The sequence below is a fragment of the Candidatus Albibeggiatoa sp. nov. BB20 genome (assembly GCA_016744725.1).
Lineage (GTDB): Bacteria > Pseudomonadota > Gammaproteobacteria > Beggiatoales > Beggiatoaceae > Albibeggiatoa.
Genome location: JADGDW010000011.1, coordinates 1 through 17309, shown reverse-complemented (window position 1 = coordinate 17309; position 17309 = coordinate 1). Strand labels below are relative to the sequence as shown.

General features: G+C 36.0%; 14 protein-coding genes. 5 read left to right on the top strand and 9 right to left on the bottom strand.

Translation table 11 applies throughout. The annotated features are described in order from the left end of the window. The first annotated feature begins 146 nt into the window (after positions 1–146). The 3 genes from ABXH34_RS02360 (at position 147) to ABXH34_RS02350 (ending at position 7676) form a co-directional block, all read left to right on the top strand. On the top strand, positions 147–4784 hold the full coding sequence (locus ABXH34_RS02360; protein ID WP_353570252.1) for a DUF8202 domain-containing protein: 4638 nt from the start codon (positions 147–149) through the stop codon (positions 4782–4784). 331 nt (positions 4785–5115) lie between these two features. Beyond that, positions 5116–5946 carry an RNA-guided endonuclease InsQ/TnpB family protein gene (locus tag ABXH34_RS02355; RefSeq protein ID WP_353570251.1) on the top strand — a complete coding sequence of 277 codons (831 nt, stop codon included), beginning with the start codon at positions 5116–5118 and terminating at the stop codon, positions 5944–5946. A gap of 314 nt (positions 5947–6260) precedes the next feature. Next, a complete protein-coding gene (locus ABXH34_RS02350; RefSeq protein WP_353570250.1) occupies positions 6261–7676 on the top strand; it encodes a mannose-1-phosphate guanylyltransferase/mannose-6-phosphate isomerase in 1416 nt (471 codons plus the stop codon). A gap of 96 nt (positions 7677–7772) precedes the next feature. Here ABXH34_RS02350 and dacB read toward each other — a convergent pair whose 3' ends face one another. The 5 genes from dacB to ABXH34_RS02325 all read right to left on the bottom strand — a co-directional run bounded on the left by dacB (position 7773) and on the right by ABXH34_RS02325 (position 13113). Then, the gene (dacB, locus tag ABXH34_RS02345; protein WP_353570249.1) at positions 7773–9248 is read right to left on the bottom strand and encodes a D-alanyl-D-alanine carboxypeptidase/D-alanyl-D-alanine endopeptidase; all 1476 of its coding nucleotides are present in this window, start codon (positions 9246–9248) and stop codon (positions 7773–7775) included. A 65-nt stretch (positions 9249–9313) separates the two neighbouring features. Continuing rightward, positions 9314–10081 carry an SH3 domain-containing protein gene (locus ABXH34_RS02340; RefSeq protein WP_353570248.1) on the bottom strand — a complete coding sequence of 256 codons (768 nt, stop codon included), beginning with the start codon at positions 10079–10081 and terminating at the stop codon, positions 9314–9316. Positions 10082–10242: 161 nt separating this feature from the next. After that, positions 10243–11013 (bottom strand): hypothetical protein, encoded by a 771-nt coding sequence (locus ABXH34_RS02335; protein WP_353570247.1) that lies wholly within the window; start codon positions 11011–11013, stop codon positions 10243–10245. 1229 nt (positions 11014–12242) lie between these two features. Further along, on the bottom strand, positions 12243–12689 hold the full coding sequence (locus tag ABXH34_RS02330; protein ID WP_353570246.1) for a hypothetical protein: 447 nt from the start codon (positions 12687–12689) through the stop codon (positions 12243–12245). Positions 12690–12699: 10 nt separating this feature from the next. Next, positions 12700–13113 (bottom strand): hypothetical protein, encoded by a 414-nt coding sequence (locus ABXH34_RS02325; protein ID WP_353570245.1) that lies wholly within the window; start codon positions 13111–13113, stop codon positions 12700–12702. 193 nt (positions 13114–13306) lie between these two features. Between ABXH34_RS02325 and ABXH34_RS02320 the strand changes: the two genes are divergently transcribed. Then, a complete protein-coding gene (locus tag ABXH34_RS02320; protein WP_353570244.1) occupies positions 13307–13633 on the top strand; it encodes a helix-turn-helix domain-containing protein in 327 nt (108 codons plus the stop codon). A 45-nt stretch (positions 13634–13678) separates the two neighbouring features. Here ABXH34_RS02320 and ABXH34_RS02315 read toward each other — a convergent pair whose 3' ends face one another. The 4 genes from ABXH34_RS02315 to ABXH34_RS02300 all read right to left on the bottom strand — a co-directional run bounded on the left by ABXH34_RS02315 (position 13679) and on the right by ABXH34_RS02300 (position 16264). Then, positions 13679–14539 (bottom strand): hypothetical protein, encoded by an 861-nt coding sequence (locus ABXH34_RS02315; protein WP_353570243.1) that lies wholly within the window; start codon positions 14537–14539, stop codon positions 13679–13681. Positions 14540–14729: 190 nt separating this feature from the next. Then, positions 14730–14981 (bottom strand): hypothetical protein, encoded by a 252-nt coding sequence (locus ABXH34_RS02310; protein ID WP_353570242.1) that lies wholly within the window; start codon positions 14979–14981, stop codon positions 14730–14732. A 195-nt stretch (positions 14982–15176) separates the two neighbouring features. After that, complete coding sequence (locus ABXH34_RS02305) at positions 15177–16031, bottom strand: DUF7687 domain-containing protein (protein WP_353570241.1); 855 nt, start codon at positions 16029–16031, stop codon at positions 15177–15179. Beyond that, positions 16028–16264: a helix-turn-helix domain-containing protein gene (locus tag ABXH34_RS02300; RefSeq protein ID WP_353570240.1), complete on the bottom strand. Its 237-nt coding sequence runs from the start codon at positions 16262–16264 to the stop codon at positions 16028–16030. The genes ABXH34_RS02305 and ABXH34_RS02300 overlap by 4 nt, the downstream gene beginning before the upstream one ends. 81 nt (positions 16265–16345) lie before the next feature. On the opposite strand from ABXH34_RS02300, the gene ABXH34_RS02295 reads away from it, so the two are divergent. Next, a complete protein-coding gene (locus ABXH34_RS02295; protein ID WP_353570239.1) occupies positions 16346–17227 on the top strand; it encodes a Dam family site-specific DNA-(adenine-N6)-methyltransferase in 882 nt (293 codons plus the stop codon). The last annotated feature ends 82 nt before the right edge of the window (positions 17228–17309 follow it).

The window sequence follows — 17309 nt, the reverse complement described above, 5'->3', positions numbered from 1 at the left end:
GAGCCTCTTTGTAAGAACGATTATCATTTTTAACTTGTTTTATGACTAAAAATATCTATTATTTCTAGTAATCCTCTTTATAAACATTTAAAACAAAGTCATATAAAAACATGCCGTTGGAAAATAAACTATTTTTTTGCATTACTATGCTTCTATTGGTGCTCACTTTTGATGTTCTTGCAGCTCCTGCAGGTATTTCTAGTGATTTAAACTTATGGCTAAGAGCCGATGATGCCACAACAGTGATGATTAACGCCTCTGATGAAATCACTCAATGGGATGATAGTTCAGGTAATGGATATAACTTTACCAATACCAGTAATTATCCCTTATTTGTACAAGATTCAAGCGATGAAACCTTTAATTTTAATCCTTATCTTGACTTTACCAATGCCGCGCGTTTTTTAAAAATCTCAAATGTACCCAATATCAATAATTCTGGAGTGCTCACCATTATTGTGGTCATGCATAAACGGACGGATAATCAAGTCCTGTTTCAATTTGAGGATGCTGATAATATTGTGACTTGGATCGCGATGCAAAATGGCACATTAGATGGGAATGGAAAGGCTGCATTTAACAGTAGCAGTGTGCCGTCAAATATTTCAATGTTAGTTGGGGTTAGAGATGATATTGCAGGCGATAGTCAAAAAGATGGTTTTTATAACGGTTTAATTTATTCTGATTATGATACCAGTTCGGCAATTGGTGCATCTTTACCCGATGATACTGCGTATTTAGGCAAAAATAGTGGTGCTATTGCTGACTATTCAGGTATGTTAGCCGAATTTATTATTTATGACCGTGCCTTAACTGATGATGAATTACAAAAAGTAAACGCTTATCTTGCTTTAAAATATGGAATTACGCTTCAAGACAGTGTGAATTATATTGCAGCAGATGGCACGATTTTATGGGATATGAGCGAGACCTTCGCTTATAACAGTGGTGCAAATACAGGGGATTATAATAACAACATCGCGGGGATTATTCGTGATGATGCCAATGACTTAAATCAAACCAAATCCAAAAGCGTGGATAGTGGCAGTATTATCACAATGGAGCAAACCAGTTTAGCCGATGGGCAAGCGGTTTTATGGGGCAATGATAATTTTGGTTTAAGCAATGATGTGACGCAATATGTAACGACGCAAATTGTGAATAGTTATTATAATTTCACCGTCAGCAAACGAATCCAACAAGAATGGAAAGTGCGCAATACCAGTGGCGTTGCGGTCAATATGGAAGTCGATGTCAGTAGTTTTAGTTTAAGCTCGGATATGGTTTTGATGATTGATAGTGATGGACTGGGCAATAATTCCGATACGCCTTCAGCTTATGACATTGTAATCACAGCAGATAGCAATGATGGCAGCAGCGCTATTTTCAGTAATGTGACTTTTCCAGACAATGCGGTGTTTACCTTTGGTGATGAACAAATCCTTTATAATGTTTTGGGTTTAAAGGACACTACAAATAATTCAAGTCAAGCCAGTTTTAGCTGGACATATCCTGATAATGTAGCTGATTCTTTTACTATTTATCGCTCGGGTAGCCCTGTTAAGACTGTCAGTAGCAGCACCCGCAGTTATTCTCAAGCAGCTAAATGTAATACCAGCTACACATTTGACATCGTTGCGACCAATGCGGATGGCGATTCTGACCCGAGCTCAATTACAGTCCAAACCAATATTTGTCCACCTGCGCCACCGAATTCCCCTGACAACTTTCAAGTCGAAAATATCAGCAGCGATATGATATTGCTCACTTGGATTGATACCAGTAGCAAAGAGTTAGGGTTTGTGCTGCAACGGTTTAATCGTGATACCAATAGCATTGAAATTTCTTTTGATTTGGCGCGTGATATTGAAACTTATCAAGATACTGGATTGAATTGTGAAACCGCATACAGTTATTCCATTGCAGCCCGAGGCAGTGCAAGCAATTCCAGCAATACCAGTTTAGAAATCAGTACCGCATTATGTGCCCCATCGAATTTACAAACCAGCAATACGGATACGGAAGTGAATTTAATTTGGGCTGACAATACGGACTCAGAAACAGGTTATCTTTTAACTCGTCAAATCGAGGATGATGAAACCAGCCTTGTTGAGTTTGACTTGAGTAAAAATACCAGCGATTTCCTTGATGCGGAATTTGATTGCGCGACAACTTATATTTATAGTCTAGTCGCCGTTGCCAGTGATGGGACACAATCCACTGCAATAACAGAAAAAAACACCAGCAACGACTGTCCAGAGTTAAGCACCGCACCCAACAATTTTGTAGCGAACACGATACAACAAACTTCAATTAATTTAACTTGGTCAGATGATTATAATGCCGAAACAGGTTTTGAGTTATCACGCGATGGGACATTAATAAGCAGTTTAGCTGCAAATTCTACTAGTTTCACAGATAATAGCGTTGAATGTGCCACAAGTTACACTTACAGCCTTTTAGCTTTTGATAATACCACTCAATCGGCAGAAACCTCTTTAAATGTATCAAGTTTAGATTGCGATATTGTTGAGCCAGAACCCGTAATACCTGAACAGCCACCTATTGAGCCTGAGCCCATAATACCTGAACAACCGATAATCGTTCCAGAACCTGAATTACCACCTGTTGAACCAGAGCCTATCACGCCTGAACAACCCCCAACTGAGCCAACACTTCCACCCGAACAACCGCCAACTTTACCACCAGAGACTGAAGAACAACCTAATGTGACTGCGGGCAATAACGGTTTACCCAGAACCCCAAAACTGGGAATTGTACCTGTACCAACCACCAATCAAAATCAGGTTTCAGGAAATTTAACCATTTTAAAAGCAGGTGTTGTAACAGGTGGTCGCTTAGAAAATGAAAGTCAAAGTGTAGGTCTTGTGGCAAGTATTGAGTTATTGCCGAATTCACTACTGATTGGCGGCAAAATGAGTGGCTCGAATCAAAGTCAAGGCACGGTGCAAGACATTCATCTCACTCAATATTCTGATTTAACAGGCGGTATTATTGTGGGTCAGATTGATAATAATGGATTATTGCAAAATATAACTATTGCGGAAAATGCCATATTGAAATCGAGTCTTGGTACAGGTGAATTAACTGGATGGGTACGTAATTTTGGTACGATTAAAGGATTTATGACACTGCAAGCAGGTTCATCATTATTTGGTGGAGTGATTGATGGGGAAATTATTGGCAATTTAAACAATCCGCCATTTATTGGGATGGCACAAATTGCTGAAGGTTCTATTCTGAAAAATGTCCGTCTCAGTCCCACAACCGTATTACCAGCTAAAGTGACACTTATCAATGTTATTTTTCCAAATGATACTGAATCACCTGATTTGCAAGATTTCAATCTTAAACCACAACAATTGAGCCTACTTACTGCAGCACAAATGATGTTTGAGCCAACGCTATGGCGCATTTTAGATAGCAATGAATTGGCATTAATCCCAGCCGAAGCCTTTGCAGGTATCGTTGCAGAATCAATGCAGTTCATGTCGCCACGTATTATTAATAATCTTACAACAGAACAATTTTCACATATTCCAGTCAGTGCATTTTCTGGGCTGACACGTGATAATATTGCTGCTTTTAGCCCCGAAATAATTCAATTATGGACTGAACATCACTTAAATGCTTTGAATATCGAAGAATGGCAAAATACAACGCTTATCAGCAAAATTATCGCGAATTTAAATCCCAAATTTATCAGTATAGAAACCATTCAAACATTATTACCTGACACATGGCAGATTGATGTACAAACGGGTGCATTAACTGCACCAGAAAAGGCTTTGCTGAGCTTTCCCGCATTTTCTAATCAAAATATATCAAATAACATTGATTTACCTTTTATTATCAATACTAATAGCCGTATTGGATTTGCAGGTTTAGGTACTGGCAATACAGTGCGAAATAGTTTCAATGCAAGCTTAAAAGTGCCACGTTTGGATCAGCTTGATTTAAGTAAATTTATTTTTACCCAAAACCAATTTGGGATATTTAACATCGTGGGTACGGATGAATATGAAGGGACTGTATTTGCGTTTATGCCCAATACGAATAATATTGAACAAGCACCATTGAATGTAAAAGTTGGGATCGAAGTGCTTGAAAATGGTTATTTTCGGATGACTACACCTGATTTTCAAACCTTTGTGTTAATTCCTGCCCCTAATAATCCTGTAGATTTACAACGAGCTTTAGGCCAAGACAGTCAAATTGTACTCAGTTCTCAAGGTGATGTGATGATGGGATTTAATCAAACAGTAACGACCCGCCGCCAAATTCGATTTGAAACTGATGTGATGATGATTGGTATGTTTGACGCATTTATTGAACCAGCACCCAATGATTTTTGTAGCTTTGATTGTGGGTTTGGAATGGAATTCCCCAATGATTTAGATTTTCCTAATAACTTTCGGGCGCGTTCTGAAGCACAAATGACTTATGCTGATGGTTCAAAACAAAAAATTTACCCCACCGTTATTTATCCAAATCGTTTGATAGATTTATTGCAACAATTTGATAATATAGAAAAAATATTGTACAACGCAGATGGCAGCTTTACCGTGACTTTAAAGTCTACAGATAAATACTTGTTAGAAGCAGATTTTAATGTGGATTTTATACGATTGAAATTAGGTGAAAAACGCCGAGCAACGATTGATTTACAGACCATTAGCAATGAATTATTTGTGGTCTATCAAGTTCAGTATGAAGATTTATGGTTACAATTTAATTTATTGGTGAGCAAGCTAAACAACTGATTTATCAATTATGAAATACTAAAATTCACATTGAACTCAGGTTGCTTTAGCAAAAAAAAGCCCTGCATGATGCAAGGCTGAGGGGGTAATAACTGCAACTTTAAATCCACACTAATTTTCACTATTGATGTACTAATGTTAAAAAAACTTGTAAAAATAGGTGAAGCTGCAAAGATACTAGGTTCAAGTCCTGCCCAGTTAAGGAAGTGGGAATTGACAGGATAGTGATTGCCAGCGAGGAAAATGAAAGGTGAGACAAGATATGACGATACCGTATTTTCTGCTCGCTTACATGGTAGTCATAGCCATAAGAAGTTAATGGACGCTTTAAATGATGTTGTTAGCGCATAAAGTTGAACTCAGACCGACAAAGGAACAAGCTGTCTATTTAGATAAAGCGTGTGGTTCACGTCGTCATTGTTACAACCAATTACTCGCTTATTTCAAAGATAACAAATGGTCTAAATCTGCCGCTTACCAGTATTATATCAAAACAATCCGCCCGCAATTCGAATGGTATACAGAAGTCTCTAGCCGCGTGACTCGTAATGCGATTGATGATTTAGATAATGCCTACAAGCACTTTTTCAGACGAGTTAAAGCCAAACAAAAAGCAGGATTTCCGCAATTTAAAAAGAAAGGTGTCAATGATTCTTTTGCATTACGAGAAAAAGCTAAATTTGATGTTGACGGACGTTTGCTGCGAATAGAAAAGCTCAAAACCAAGATACGAATGCGCCAAAAACTACGTTTTGATGGTATTGCTAAGCAGGTCATGATAAGTAAAAAAGCAGGGAAATACTTTGCATCTATTTTAGTTGAAACCCAAGAATACAACCCAAAGGATGTTGACCGTCAACCCAGTGTTGGTGTGGATTTCGGGATTAAAAGTTTAGCCACTTTAAGTAATGGAATCGTTTTTCCCGCTAACCAAAAATTAAAAGTGAGTCTTAATAAACTCAAGAAATATCAACGTGCTTTGTCACGAAAACAAAAAGGTAGCCAACGACGAGCAAAAGCCAAGCTCCGAGTGGCAAAACTACATTTTCGTATTAGCAATCAAAGACAAGCCGTATTACATGAATTAAGTGATTATTTGGCTAGCCATTTTGACCGCATTGTGATTGAAGACTTAGGTGTGGACACGTTACAGCCCACCTAAACGCACATAAGAGACTTGTCAGACAATGTTTCATTGCTCAGTTGATGACGATGTGAATAATTAGTACAGATTTCTAGTAATGGTAATTAACTTATTTTTGTTCCCATATATTAAGAACGAGACAAAATCATGATTTCTTTACATCAATAGTTTGGACAATAAAGGAAACTTTGGAGTCCAAGAAGCTGATTATTTGAATAAATCAAGTGCCTAATTCCAGTTTATTTGCTAATCAAAACTGAATAACTTTATTGTGAGGTTTTTTTCTTGATAAAATGGGCAACAAATATTACTTATTATTATGAAAACTTATTATGCTCACTCCTGTCATATTGTCTGGTGGTATAGGTAGTCGTTTATGGCCACTTTCCCGTGAATATTATCCAAAGCAACTGCTTGCACTTGTTGGCGATAATACATTATTGCAAGATACCAGTTTACGTCTCAATGGTTTACCTCAATTAGATAAACCCATTGTGGTGTGTAATGAAGTCCATCGGTTTCTTGTTGCAGAACAATTACGCGAAATCAATCAATCCGCCCAGCGAATTATTCTTGAACCTGTTGGCCGAAACACAGCTCCAGCGGTGGCAATCGCAGCATTTCAAGCACTTATTTATGATAAAGAGGCCACATTGCTGGTCTTGCCTGCCGATCATGTAATTAAAAATGCGGATGTTTTCCGTGATGCAGTCAGTGCGGGCTATTTATTAGCACAAGAGGGTGATTTAGTCACTTTTGGGATTGTACCATCACATCCAGAAACAGGTTACGGCTATATTAAAACCGAAGATGTGCTGATTCCTGATACTGAAGCTTTTAAAGTGGCTCAATTTGTTGAAAAACCTGATTTAGCAACCGCTGAATATTATGTACAATCTGGTGACTATTATTGGAATAGTGGTATGTTCATGTTTAAAGCCGAACGCTATTTACAAGAATTAAAAAAATTTAATCCTGATATGTATGGTGCATGTCATCAGGCAGTAGAAAATGCAATTGAAGATATTGATTTTTTACGTTTAGATAAAGCCGCATTTAAGCTTTCTCCTAGCGATTCCATTGACTATGCAGTAATGGAAAAAACCCAAGATGCGATTGTGATTCCATTGGATGCAGGTTGGAATGATGTGGGTTCATGGTCATCTTTATGGGAAATTTCGGATCAAGATATGGATGGCAATGTCTATCATGGTGATGTACTAACCGAAAATGTAAAAAATTGCTATTTACGGTCGGAATATCGTTTAATTGCCGCGATTGGCTTAGAAGATCATGTGGTGGTTGAAACGGCTGACGCGGTGATGATTGCACATAAAGACCAAGTGCAAGATATTAAGAAAATTGTGACAAAGCTGAAACAACAAAACCGTGAAGAAGTGAATTTACATCGCCGAGTACATCGACCTTGGGGTACTTATGAAAATATTGATGTTGAATCGCGTTTTCAGGTTAAGCGTATTATGGTAAATCCCGGTGCGTGTATGTCGTTGCAAATGCACTATCATCGCTCAGAACATTGGATTGTTGTGAAAGGCACGGCCAAAGTAACTTGTGGTGAAGAAACGTTTATCGTGACTGAAAATCAGTCTACTTACATTCCTTTGGGCACAAAACACCGTTTGGAAAATCCAGGAAAAGTCCCTCTAGAAATTATTGAAGTGCAATCTGGTGGTTATCTTGGTGAGGATGATATTGTCCGTTTTGATGACAATTACGGCAGAATCTAAGATATTGATTAAGAGCCAAAAAATAATTTTAAATTGAAGAGAGTGGCAGTCCTATTTTGAAATAATTCAATAAGACTGCCCATTTAATATTTGAAATTACTGCATACTACGGCTTGGAGATAAAGAACGGTTTGCACTGTACATCGAGCGACCACCATGTTGATAAATTGCGTTGACAATCTTATCCTCAATCTTATCCGCACCGCGATAACCGCAACGATTATTATTCAAAAAGAAGGCATACGCATATAAATCACCTGTTTGACTCGGTACATAACCTGTTAGCGTGCTGACTTTTCTTAATGTGCCTGTTTTAGCTCGAATTTTAGCTTTTGCAGGAGAATTCGCCAATCGCTTAGAATGCACGCCATTTGCACCCATCACCCGCAATGAGGCCAGAAAATCAGGGCCAATATCAAAGCGTGGATAAATCTCAGCTAATAAATCGGTCATCGCCTGTGCTGTGAAACGATTGCGTCGCGACAAACCTGAGCCATCAGCTAAAATCAAACCACGGGTATGTACGCCTGATTCACGTAGAAAATTTGCTACTAATTGCAAACCTTCAGCATGACTACCCGGTTGACCTAATTGTTTCGCTGCCATGGTTTTTATAATTTGTTCTGCAATGAAATTATTAGAAAATGTATTTAATTCTTTCAAAATCAAAGATAAAGGTTCTGATGAATGCGTATATAATAATTTGGCACTACTTGGTGTTACGGTACGCAAGGTTTGTCCTGCAACTTGAATCCCTATCTCAGCTAAAATATTGCGGAAACTTTCAACTGCATAGCGCGATGGATTTAGCACATTTAAACGAATGATTTTTTCAGCCGATTTATTTGATAAACGTCCAGCTATCTTAATGTAAGTCTGTCCATTTTCGGTAATACCCCGTTTTGCTGAAATAGTATTTTTACTGCGAGAAGTCGTCCGAGTTTCATTAATAATTTGGATATAACGTGGTGCAGGCTCTAACCATACTTTGAGCGGCTGGCCAGGAATAGTAGGTAACGCATGTACTGTAATCGTATTGAAGTTTAAAGATAACGCGCATAATTTTGCATCATAAGCACGTTGGCTGCGAACTTCTTCCCACGCTGGGGCTTTATCTAAACCATCAAAAAATGAGATGTCATAAATTAAGTTACCTGTCACTAAATCAACACCGCTGTCTTTTAATTGTTCCGCAATGCGCCATAAATTCTCAGCACTCAGTTTCGGGTCTCCTCCGCCTTTGATGACAAGATCACCTTTAATGGTGCTGCCCGATCTTTGACCTGTATGATAAATTCGGGTGTGAAAGCGAAACTCAGGGCCTAAATAATTTAATGAGGCTGCTGTTGTTACTACTTTTAAGGTCGAAGCAGGAAGTAATGGTGTACTTGGATTATAGCTATAAACCTGCTCTCCTCTTGGAATCGATACGATGCTAACCGCAGTTTGGCTTTGGTCTAGGCACTGTGCTTGTAGTGCTTTGTCAACCGTTTGGTTAAGCAAATCTACAGCATGTGCCGAGAAGGCCAAAGAGTTAAATACTAAAACTAAAATAAAGTGTTGCCATTTCATAAATTAAACCTATGCGATTAAGGCCGTCCAAAACTAGGAAAGCAAGAATATCCCCAATTTTATAATTACTGTTTTATAACACTAGGTGTCTGACAGTTTTTCTGCACATAATGCTGATTAACCCAGCCTGTTTTATCTGCATATTGAATCGGTATCCAAGTGGTTTTACCCACTTTAATACCCTCCCCCATCAATTTGATGGTACTTTTATCTGATGGAATTGCAAGCACTTTTTCATACTTGGTACTAGGGCCAAAGCGCATACTCAAGGTATCATCCGCTTTCACATTATTCACTTTATAATCACATTGAGACAAAGGCACAAAATCACATTGTTTTGTCACATAACCTAGATTGATCCAACCTTCGATGTTGTTATAGCGAATGGTTGCCCAATAATCTTTTTGTACTTGGACAGAAAGACCTGTCACTTGAACGCCAGTCCCATTATATGGGATTGCACCAACTTTTTCGTGTTTCACACTAGGGCCTGCACGCACCCATAATTGGTCATCTGATTTAACCCCTTCAACTTGATAAGCACAACGGCAATCTTCAGTTAAAAAATCACGATTGACCCAGCCATAAATACCTTGATAACGAATCGGCAACCAAAAAGTGTTATCAACACTAATATCTACACCTGTCGCTGTAATTTCTGTGGCAGAAGGAGGAATAGCACCCACACGCTGATATTTGATATTAGGGCCTGAACGAATCCATAACATATCGTCTTGCTTAACTTGAGTCACTTTATAATAACAAGGGCTCACTTCAGCTAACGTGGCACTAGAAAATAGGGCTAGTAAAGCAAAAATCCAATAACGCATCATTCCTCCTGAATTAATAAAAAAGACTACAGCTGCTACACTGGCATATAGCTAGCCAGAAATACCTCAATAGTTATATCAATATTACAAGATGATAATAATACAACTAAAGAGGGAAATCGGTTGGTTTTTAGTTTTAAACGGGATTTTTTAACGACGACGCATTATTCAAATACATTGTCATCTCTAATAATCGGGATGGCTATTTCTTCAGTTAGGCTAACGAAGCCATTTCCAAAGGTTTCCGCACTGCGATAATTTTCTGAAGGCACATAAATACTACCGCGCAACTCGGCATTTTCCAACGCTAAATCATATACATTAAACCGTCCCCAACCCCGTCCTGGATGAATGGTTTCGATACTATTGCCACGACGCAAACGGATTAAATGTCTTATGTAAGACTCAGGATAAAAAGTGTCATCACTCAATTCGCTCGCATCAACCCAAGTCAGCTCATTATCAGGGTCTTCTGCATCTAAATCGACGAGAAATTGAGTTCGAATTTCTCCTAATACCTGTACAACCAGCTTTTTACTCGGTTCTGGCTCAGCGGTTTTATGTTCCATCTCACCGACTACAAATCCATTTTGAATGGTTTGAAATGTGAAACGAGTAAGATAAACCGTTTGTCCACTATCATATTCACCTATCCATACCGTGCCACGTAAACGTTGTTGTAATAAGTCAGCATCAACGGCTTGTCTGGTACTTCTTAAATCAACTTGTTGTGCATTATCAGCATCTACAAAAAAATTAAGCAAAAAGTCTTCAACTAAAATCGTATCGCCATTGCTTGTTTCAACCCCACCAATCACTAATTCATTTGAATTTGGCGTACCATCAGGAATAATATAGGCTTTGCTAAGATCAATTTCTGCTGCAATTGTCACTGAAGAACACAGTAAAATAGTCCAAAATGTTAACATTCTCATAAGATAAAATCCTTTAGTTTCAACTAAACGAGATGTGATTTAGTATAACGTGTTTTGAGGGGCATTGCTGAGTGAAAATATGAAATTAAAAGATAGATTTTGCTGTTTAATTGATGTTACGCAAAATAATCTAAGTTTCTTGGAGTCTAAAATTAGGGAAAGTTCTCAATCACCGAAAAAACTGTAAAATATTAGAGAGTGTATGTGCGGTTTAATGAATATACTCTGCGTTGTTATAATTTGATTTTTTAAACTGCCACTGATACCTGATGAATTTTATCAAAATAAATCAATCGTTTGTATAAAATATTTATGTAGGGTGGAATAGGTATGTCCCGAATATAAGAGTTGTTGTATCCATAAAAAACCAATAGTTAGTGAGCTAAATTAAAATTCCACTAATATTGCAGATGGTTTTTCCTTGTGTTGTTCTTGTAAGTAGAGTTTTTTAAATTTCTCTAGCAGTTTGTCATAATTGGTTTTTCTTTAATCTTGTATTTGCTCTCTACTGTCTTTTCATCTTCAATCCTTCTGTTCCTAATTTCATTTCGCTATTTTTCCTTAAATAAACTTGATAAGTTTTTAAATTTAGTTTTTTCATCAATTGAAAAGTTAAATTCTTAAGCCTCTTTATTACTCATTACGTCACTATCAATTCTTGTACTAAGAGTATTTAAATATTCAGACAAGCAACTGATAGCCTGAAAACGGTTAGAGATTGAAAACCCCGAAAAAATAAAATCAACATTAATAGAAACAGTGCCTTGATCCCAAATATCGGAAGATAAAATATGGATAATTTCCAAAGCTTTTTCTGGTCTTGGGGTTAATTCAATTCCCTCAAAATCATAAATAAGCCCATCTACATTCAGTAAGTTCCATCGCTTGCTGCAAGTTCATAACGACCAATCCCCTACCAATTTAATATTTGAAAATGCCATAAAAACAAAAACAAAATATAAAAAAACTTTATAACGAAGGCTAACGTCATCCTATTGTTTAAAGAAAAAATCAGCTCTATCTTTTAAAGCTTGATTTTCTCCTTTCAATTAAGCATTTTCACGTTCTAAATTAAGAACCTGTTGTTTTAAGTCATCCATAGTCCTAAATCCTTCTAAAAATCACAGTTGCACAAGTTCGCCTTCATACAACTGTCATTGTTAAAATGTGCTAACATCACACATGTATTTCCCTTTTCTTTTCTTTTCTTTTCTTTTCTTTTCTTTTCTTCAATTCTGCAACCTCTTTAAATCGTAAGTTACGGATTTATTTAACGATACACAGTTAGAAAACAGTGTTAATAAATCTATCAAACGATATTTGCCTTTTTTAACCGTAGGTAAATAACCGTTATTTATCCAACCTTGCACCGCCGATGTGGACGTACCCACTAAGTCAGCAAAACGTTCCTTTGGTATTGGATTAGGCAATAACACTGATGGCAACATATTTTTTTGAACAAACATTGCTGCCAAATTAACCAGTTTTACTGTACCTAATGAATAAGAAGGTAATACACCAGTCCTAAGCATGGTATCTACTCGATTAATGCCTAAGCCCGCATCTAATCCAAGACGTTGTTTAGTGACCACAGGAACAAAGCAGTAAGCATATTTAGTTAACATTTGCTGTGCTTGTTGTTCAAATAAAGCCTGTTGTTTAATAACCTCAGTCATCAAATTACCCTTATGATTTTCTAGTTAATTGGATTTTGAGCAGGAGTTTATTTGCCTGTTTGAATAGGGTGACGGGATATGAGAAAAAGCCAAAACTGATTGGTGCTTTCAGGGAGAAAACGCCGCTCAATTTTGGAAAAGGGTAGGGTAAGCATTGAGCGAATAAAGTATCAACAAGGGATTGTTGATGTGATGTCGTTAAATCAACATGAGATCGTGATTTAACAGGTACTAAATGAAATATGCCACCTGTACAGGCTTTTTTATTCCACGATTGAACAAAAGCAGTTGCTTGTTTAAGATAAGCTTTTGAGCCTATTGGCTTTCCGTTCATAGCTTTTGCTGTATACCAAACGATAGACATAAAACTTCTTTGTGAAGCTACGCAGGTAAGGCGTGTGTCTGTCTTGGTTAGGTACAACATGGCTAAATTCCTATCACATGTAATGTGTTATTTTTTCGTCAATGTTTTACTATATACGGTCATTGTTTAACTATGCTGGCTTTTGTAGGCCTGTGTCCGTATGTCTTGAGAAGTACCATAGTAAACAATAAGGCAACATGTAAACGTTATTTACGTTATTTTTATAATTAACTTTTTATGGAGAATTAACAAAATGTCAACTCTAGGTGAGCGGTTAAAAGAAGAACGACTTAGAATCGGGCTTAATCAAACAGAATTTGGAAAAAATGGAGATGTAACAAAAGAAACCCAAAGCAATTACGAACGAGATGTGAGAAAACCAAACCCAAACTATTTTGAAAAAATCATGACAACAGGAGTTGACGTTAAATATATTATGTTTGGAAAAAGAGACATTAACAGCGAAGACCCAAATTCTAAGGAAGGATTAATTAATAGTCTTGAAAGTGAACTACAAAAAATAAAGAAAGGTTTTGAAGGTATAGAAAACTTACTAAAATCTCTAAAAGAAGAAAAATAACAAAAACAGCTTTATCTTTGGGATAGAGCCATTTTTGTTAGTAAATTAATCTAAATGAGATTTGAAAGGTTCAAATTGATGAATGGGTTGATAAGAGGAAGGAAAATGCGTTTTTACATCCACTCCATATTGAATGCCTACACTTCTTAGTTTTAATTGAGCTTGTTTAAATCTTTCAAGTGCTGAATTCAATGCTTGTCGGCGACGTTTAACATAAGAATGATCTATCAAAGACTTATCAGAATACAAGTAAAAACGAGCTAAAATAAGCATATCAAAAAAACCATTAGAGTTAACAAAATCAAGTCTTTCCTGAGATGCTTGCAAATATCTTTCTAAACTTGAAAAATATTCAATATAAGCTAAACGAAAATCAATGGGTAATTGTGAAACTTCAGGTAAAGATTGAGCCTCAGATATTTTACGAAACCATCGTTCAAAAAAATGAAGAGCTGTAAATTCATGTTTTGTGACAGAAGAAAGTACATCATCTAAAGAAAAATCAAGAAGTGTATTAGCACCTTGTAAAACGTCCAAAATAAGACTTACATGCTGAGATTCAACTTTAGGCACTTGACCAGAAAGTTGTTGCTCAAAATAGGTTTGTTCAGAAGGTAATAATTTAATTTCTTTAACAGATTGTTGTTTGAATAAATGAAAATCGGAAGATACTGAAATAGTAGAAGTAACTGGCGATATGAGAAAAAGAAGAGGGAGAAGAAGAACAACAAGAACAAGAGTTAAAGCATGAAGAACAGCATCCAAAAATGAGCCTAAAAAATCAGCTACAGAATCAAAGACAAAAAGAAAAGATTCTTTACCCTTTTTAGAATCAGTTTCTTTAGAATTTGAATCCTTAGTATCAGCAACCTTTATATCAGATTGAACAACATCATCAGATGTCATATAAACCCCCAATCATTAGTTAAACAGAAAGATTTTTAACTATATAAAGCCCTTGTTTAAATCAAGTACTGTAAGTTAGTTGAAGGATTTATATAGTATGGGGTGTATTGTAGTAAACGTTAAGATTACAAGTCAACTAAAAGTTAATAATTGAAATAGCCCTACTTTTTGGGCAAAGCTATTTTAAAAATCACTTCTTATCTAGTTTTTGAGTCAAGATAGCAATCTTTTTATTCTGAACAGAAACCAATTGTCTAAAATCAGCAACAGCAGCTTCAAGATTTTCAATACGTTGCAAATCAACTGGTTTTAAAAAACTATCGGTCTTAAATTTAAGTTGCTCTAAAGTTTTAAGCATCTTATGCAAGAGTTGATAAAAAATAAAGTTAGCAGCAACAAACAATAACAAAAAGAAAAGCACATCATAAGTAATCGTAGTCACAATCTCTAGTTAATTAATCAATCCTAAAAGAATACTTAAAAACATAAAAATAGAAGCCAAAATCAACAAATATTTATTACGAGAACTCATATTAATTTCCAATGCAATTATAAAAAATAACGCTGGTCATTCTGACAGAAAATACATTATTATTAAAGATTGAACCACTATTGTTAAATTAAAAAGGATATTTCATCATAAAAGCTTTTCATCATTAATAATACAAATCCATTCTTGAACTAAAGTAGGCAACCTTTCAATAACTTCATAACCAAATAAAACCTCATCTACATATCCCATATGGATCATATCAATAATTCTACATAAATATGATTTTCCACAATTCCACCATGTGTAGTGAGAATCAATCATGAGACAGTGATAAACTTTTATTTTTTCATGCTCATAAAGTTCTTCCAATTCCATACCATCAAGTAATGTTTCGTACACACCATCAGCAACACGACTACCAAAAGTAGTAGTGTAATAATATTCTTTAACTTCCCAAATAGCTGTAGGATTAACCGTACTAGGAAAAGCACCATCAACACGCCTAGCTAAAGTTCTTAAAGGAACACCATTTGTTGTAACAGTAGTTAGTTCCCGTGGATCATAATCACAGCCTATATTTTTTGCTTTTGTCTCCACAATCATATTTATGATACATGTGAAGTATGCAGGAGCTTTTTTATCACCTTTTTGTTTATTCATAGGAATTGGACATGAAGGATTTAAAGCATCAAATAGCTTTTCAAATTCTTTCTTAGCTCTATCAGCATCCATGAGCCTTGGCTCTACAAAATTATTAAGAATTTCTGCTCTATACTCATAATATGATTTTAAATTTTTTGCTAATTGTGTAGGAGTATCATTTTTCTTGATTTCTTCAGGATTAAGATGAAGATCAATAAAGGCTTGATGCACTTCATCTATAGTTGGTATTTTAACAATTCCTTTACCTCTGACAGTGTACCCAACTTTTTGACTTATACTTCTTACAGTTGCCCAGAATGACTTAGGCATATTAGAAAATTGCGAGCTTGCTTTCATAGTTTATTTTCAAGTTTTTTTGCAAAATCAGAGAGCTTAATTCCTAGCACCTCACAAACCTCTTTGATTTCAATAATATCAAGATTTTTTTCACCAGTTTCATATTTACTGATGTATGATTGAGGCTTACCTAATTTTTTAGCAACATCCACCTGGCGAAGCCCAGCTTCATCACGTTGTTGCCTTAAAAGGTTATGTAATATTTCTCTTTCGATATAAGTTCCACCAGCCATAAAAGGATTGTATATCCTATTGTGGAATATCCCATATCAGAATATTATAAAACCCAAGACTTATTACTTTGATAAATAAATATGATGCAGACATTACTATTTGATGATTCTCTACATGTAAAACCATTTACTACACAACTTCTAAAGTGGGTGGGAAATAAGCAAAAATTTGCACATGAAATTGTTGGATATTTCCCTGATAAATTTAATCGATACTATGAACCATTCTTAGGTAGTGGCGCAATTCTTTCGACGTTATCACCTAAAGATGCACTTGCTTCTGATGCTTTTCAGCCATTAATTGAAATCTTTACCACACTCAAAAATGAACCTAATGTTTTAAAGGAATGGTATGAACAAAGGTGGTTAATTGCTCATGGAAATACTAAGAAAGATGGATATGAGAAAATTAAAGCTTCATATAATGCAAACCCTAATGGAGCTGACCTCTTATTTTTATGTAGAGCATGTTATGGTGGAGTTGTGAGATTTAGAAAGGCTGATGGTTATATGTCTACACCATGTGGCGTACATGAACCGATAAGACCTGAAAGCTTTAACAAACGCACTGATATATGGCATGAAAGAGTGCAGCACACACAATTTGAACTAATGGATTACAAAAAAGCCATGAGATTAGCCAATGCTGGTGACTTCATATATTGTGATCCGCCATATAAGCATAGCCAAGCTATATTGTATGGAGGCCAAGACTTTAAATTGGAAGAATTATTCAATGAAATTGAAAAGTGTAAAAAACGCGGGGCATATGTTGCCCTTAGTATTGATGGGACAAAAAAATCAGGAAACATAAATTGTGAGCTTCCAATACCTAGTAATTTATTTGAAGAAGAAATTTATGTAAATGTTGGACGGTCTATGCTTAAACGCTTTCAAATGGAAGGATTAACACTAGAAAAAGAAATAGTATCTGATCGTTTATTACTCACATACACTAAATAATTAAATACCACTGCTATTTCCCTTATCTAAAAAACTACTGTTAAACAACGAACCGTTATTATTAAATTCAATATGATTCTAA

Excerpts from the sequence above, each read along its gene's own strand:
- ABXH34_RS02330 (WP_353570246.1), bottom strand. The coding sequence starts at position 12,689 with ATGACTGAGGTTATTAAACAACAGGCTTTATTTGAACAACAAGCACAG.
- ABXH34_RS02300 (WP_353570240.1), bottom strand. The coding sequence starts at position 16,264 with ATGGCTGGTGGAACTTATATCGAAAGAGAAATATTACATAACCTTTTA.
- ABXH34_RS02335 (WP_353570247.1), bottom strand. The coding sequence starts at position 11,013 with ATGAGAATGTTAACATTTTGGACTATTTTACTGTGTTCTTCAGTGACA.
- ABXH34_RS02325 (WP_353570245.1), bottom strand. The coding sequence starts at position 13,113 with ATGTTGTACCTAACCAAGACAGACACACGCCTTACCTGCGTAGCTTCA.
- dacB (WP_353570249.1), bottom strand. The coding sequence starts at position 9,248 with ATGAAATGGCAACACTTTATTTTAGTTTTAGTATTTAACTCTTTGGCC.
- ABXH34_RS02320 (WP_353570244.1), top strand. The coding sequence starts at position 13,307 with ATGTCAACTCTAGGTGAGCGGTTAAAAGAAGAACGACTTAGAATCGGG.
- ABXH34_RS02305 (WP_353570241.1), bottom strand. The coding sequence starts at position 16,031 with ATGAAAGCAAGCTCGCAATTTTCTAATATGCCTAAGTCATTCTGGGCA.
- ABXH34_RS02355 (WP_353570251.1), top strand. The coding sequence starts at position 5,116 with ATGATGTTGTTAGCGCATAAAGTTGAACTCAGACCGACAAAGGAACAA.
- ABXH34_RS02295 (WP_353570239.1), top strand. The coding sequence starts at position 16,346 with ATGATGCAGACATTACTATTTGATGATTCTCTACATGTAAAACCATTT.
- ABXH34_RS02315 (WP_353570243.1), bottom strand. The coding sequence starts at position 14,539 with ATGACATCTGATGATGTTGTTCAATCTGATATAAAGGTTGCTGATACT.
- ABXH34_RS02350 (WP_353570250.1), top strand. The coding sequence starts at position 6,261 with ATGCTCACTCCTGTCATATTGTCTGGTGGTATAGGTAGTCGTTTATGG.
- ABXH34_RS02340 (WP_353570248.1), bottom strand. The coding sequence starts at position 10,081 with ATGATGCGTTATTGGATTTTTGCTTTACTAGCCCTATTTTCTAGTGCC.
- ABXH34_RS02360 (WP_353570252.1), top strand. The coding sequence starts at position 147 with ATGCTTCTATTGGTGCTCACTTTTGATGTTCTTGCAGCTCCTGCAGGT.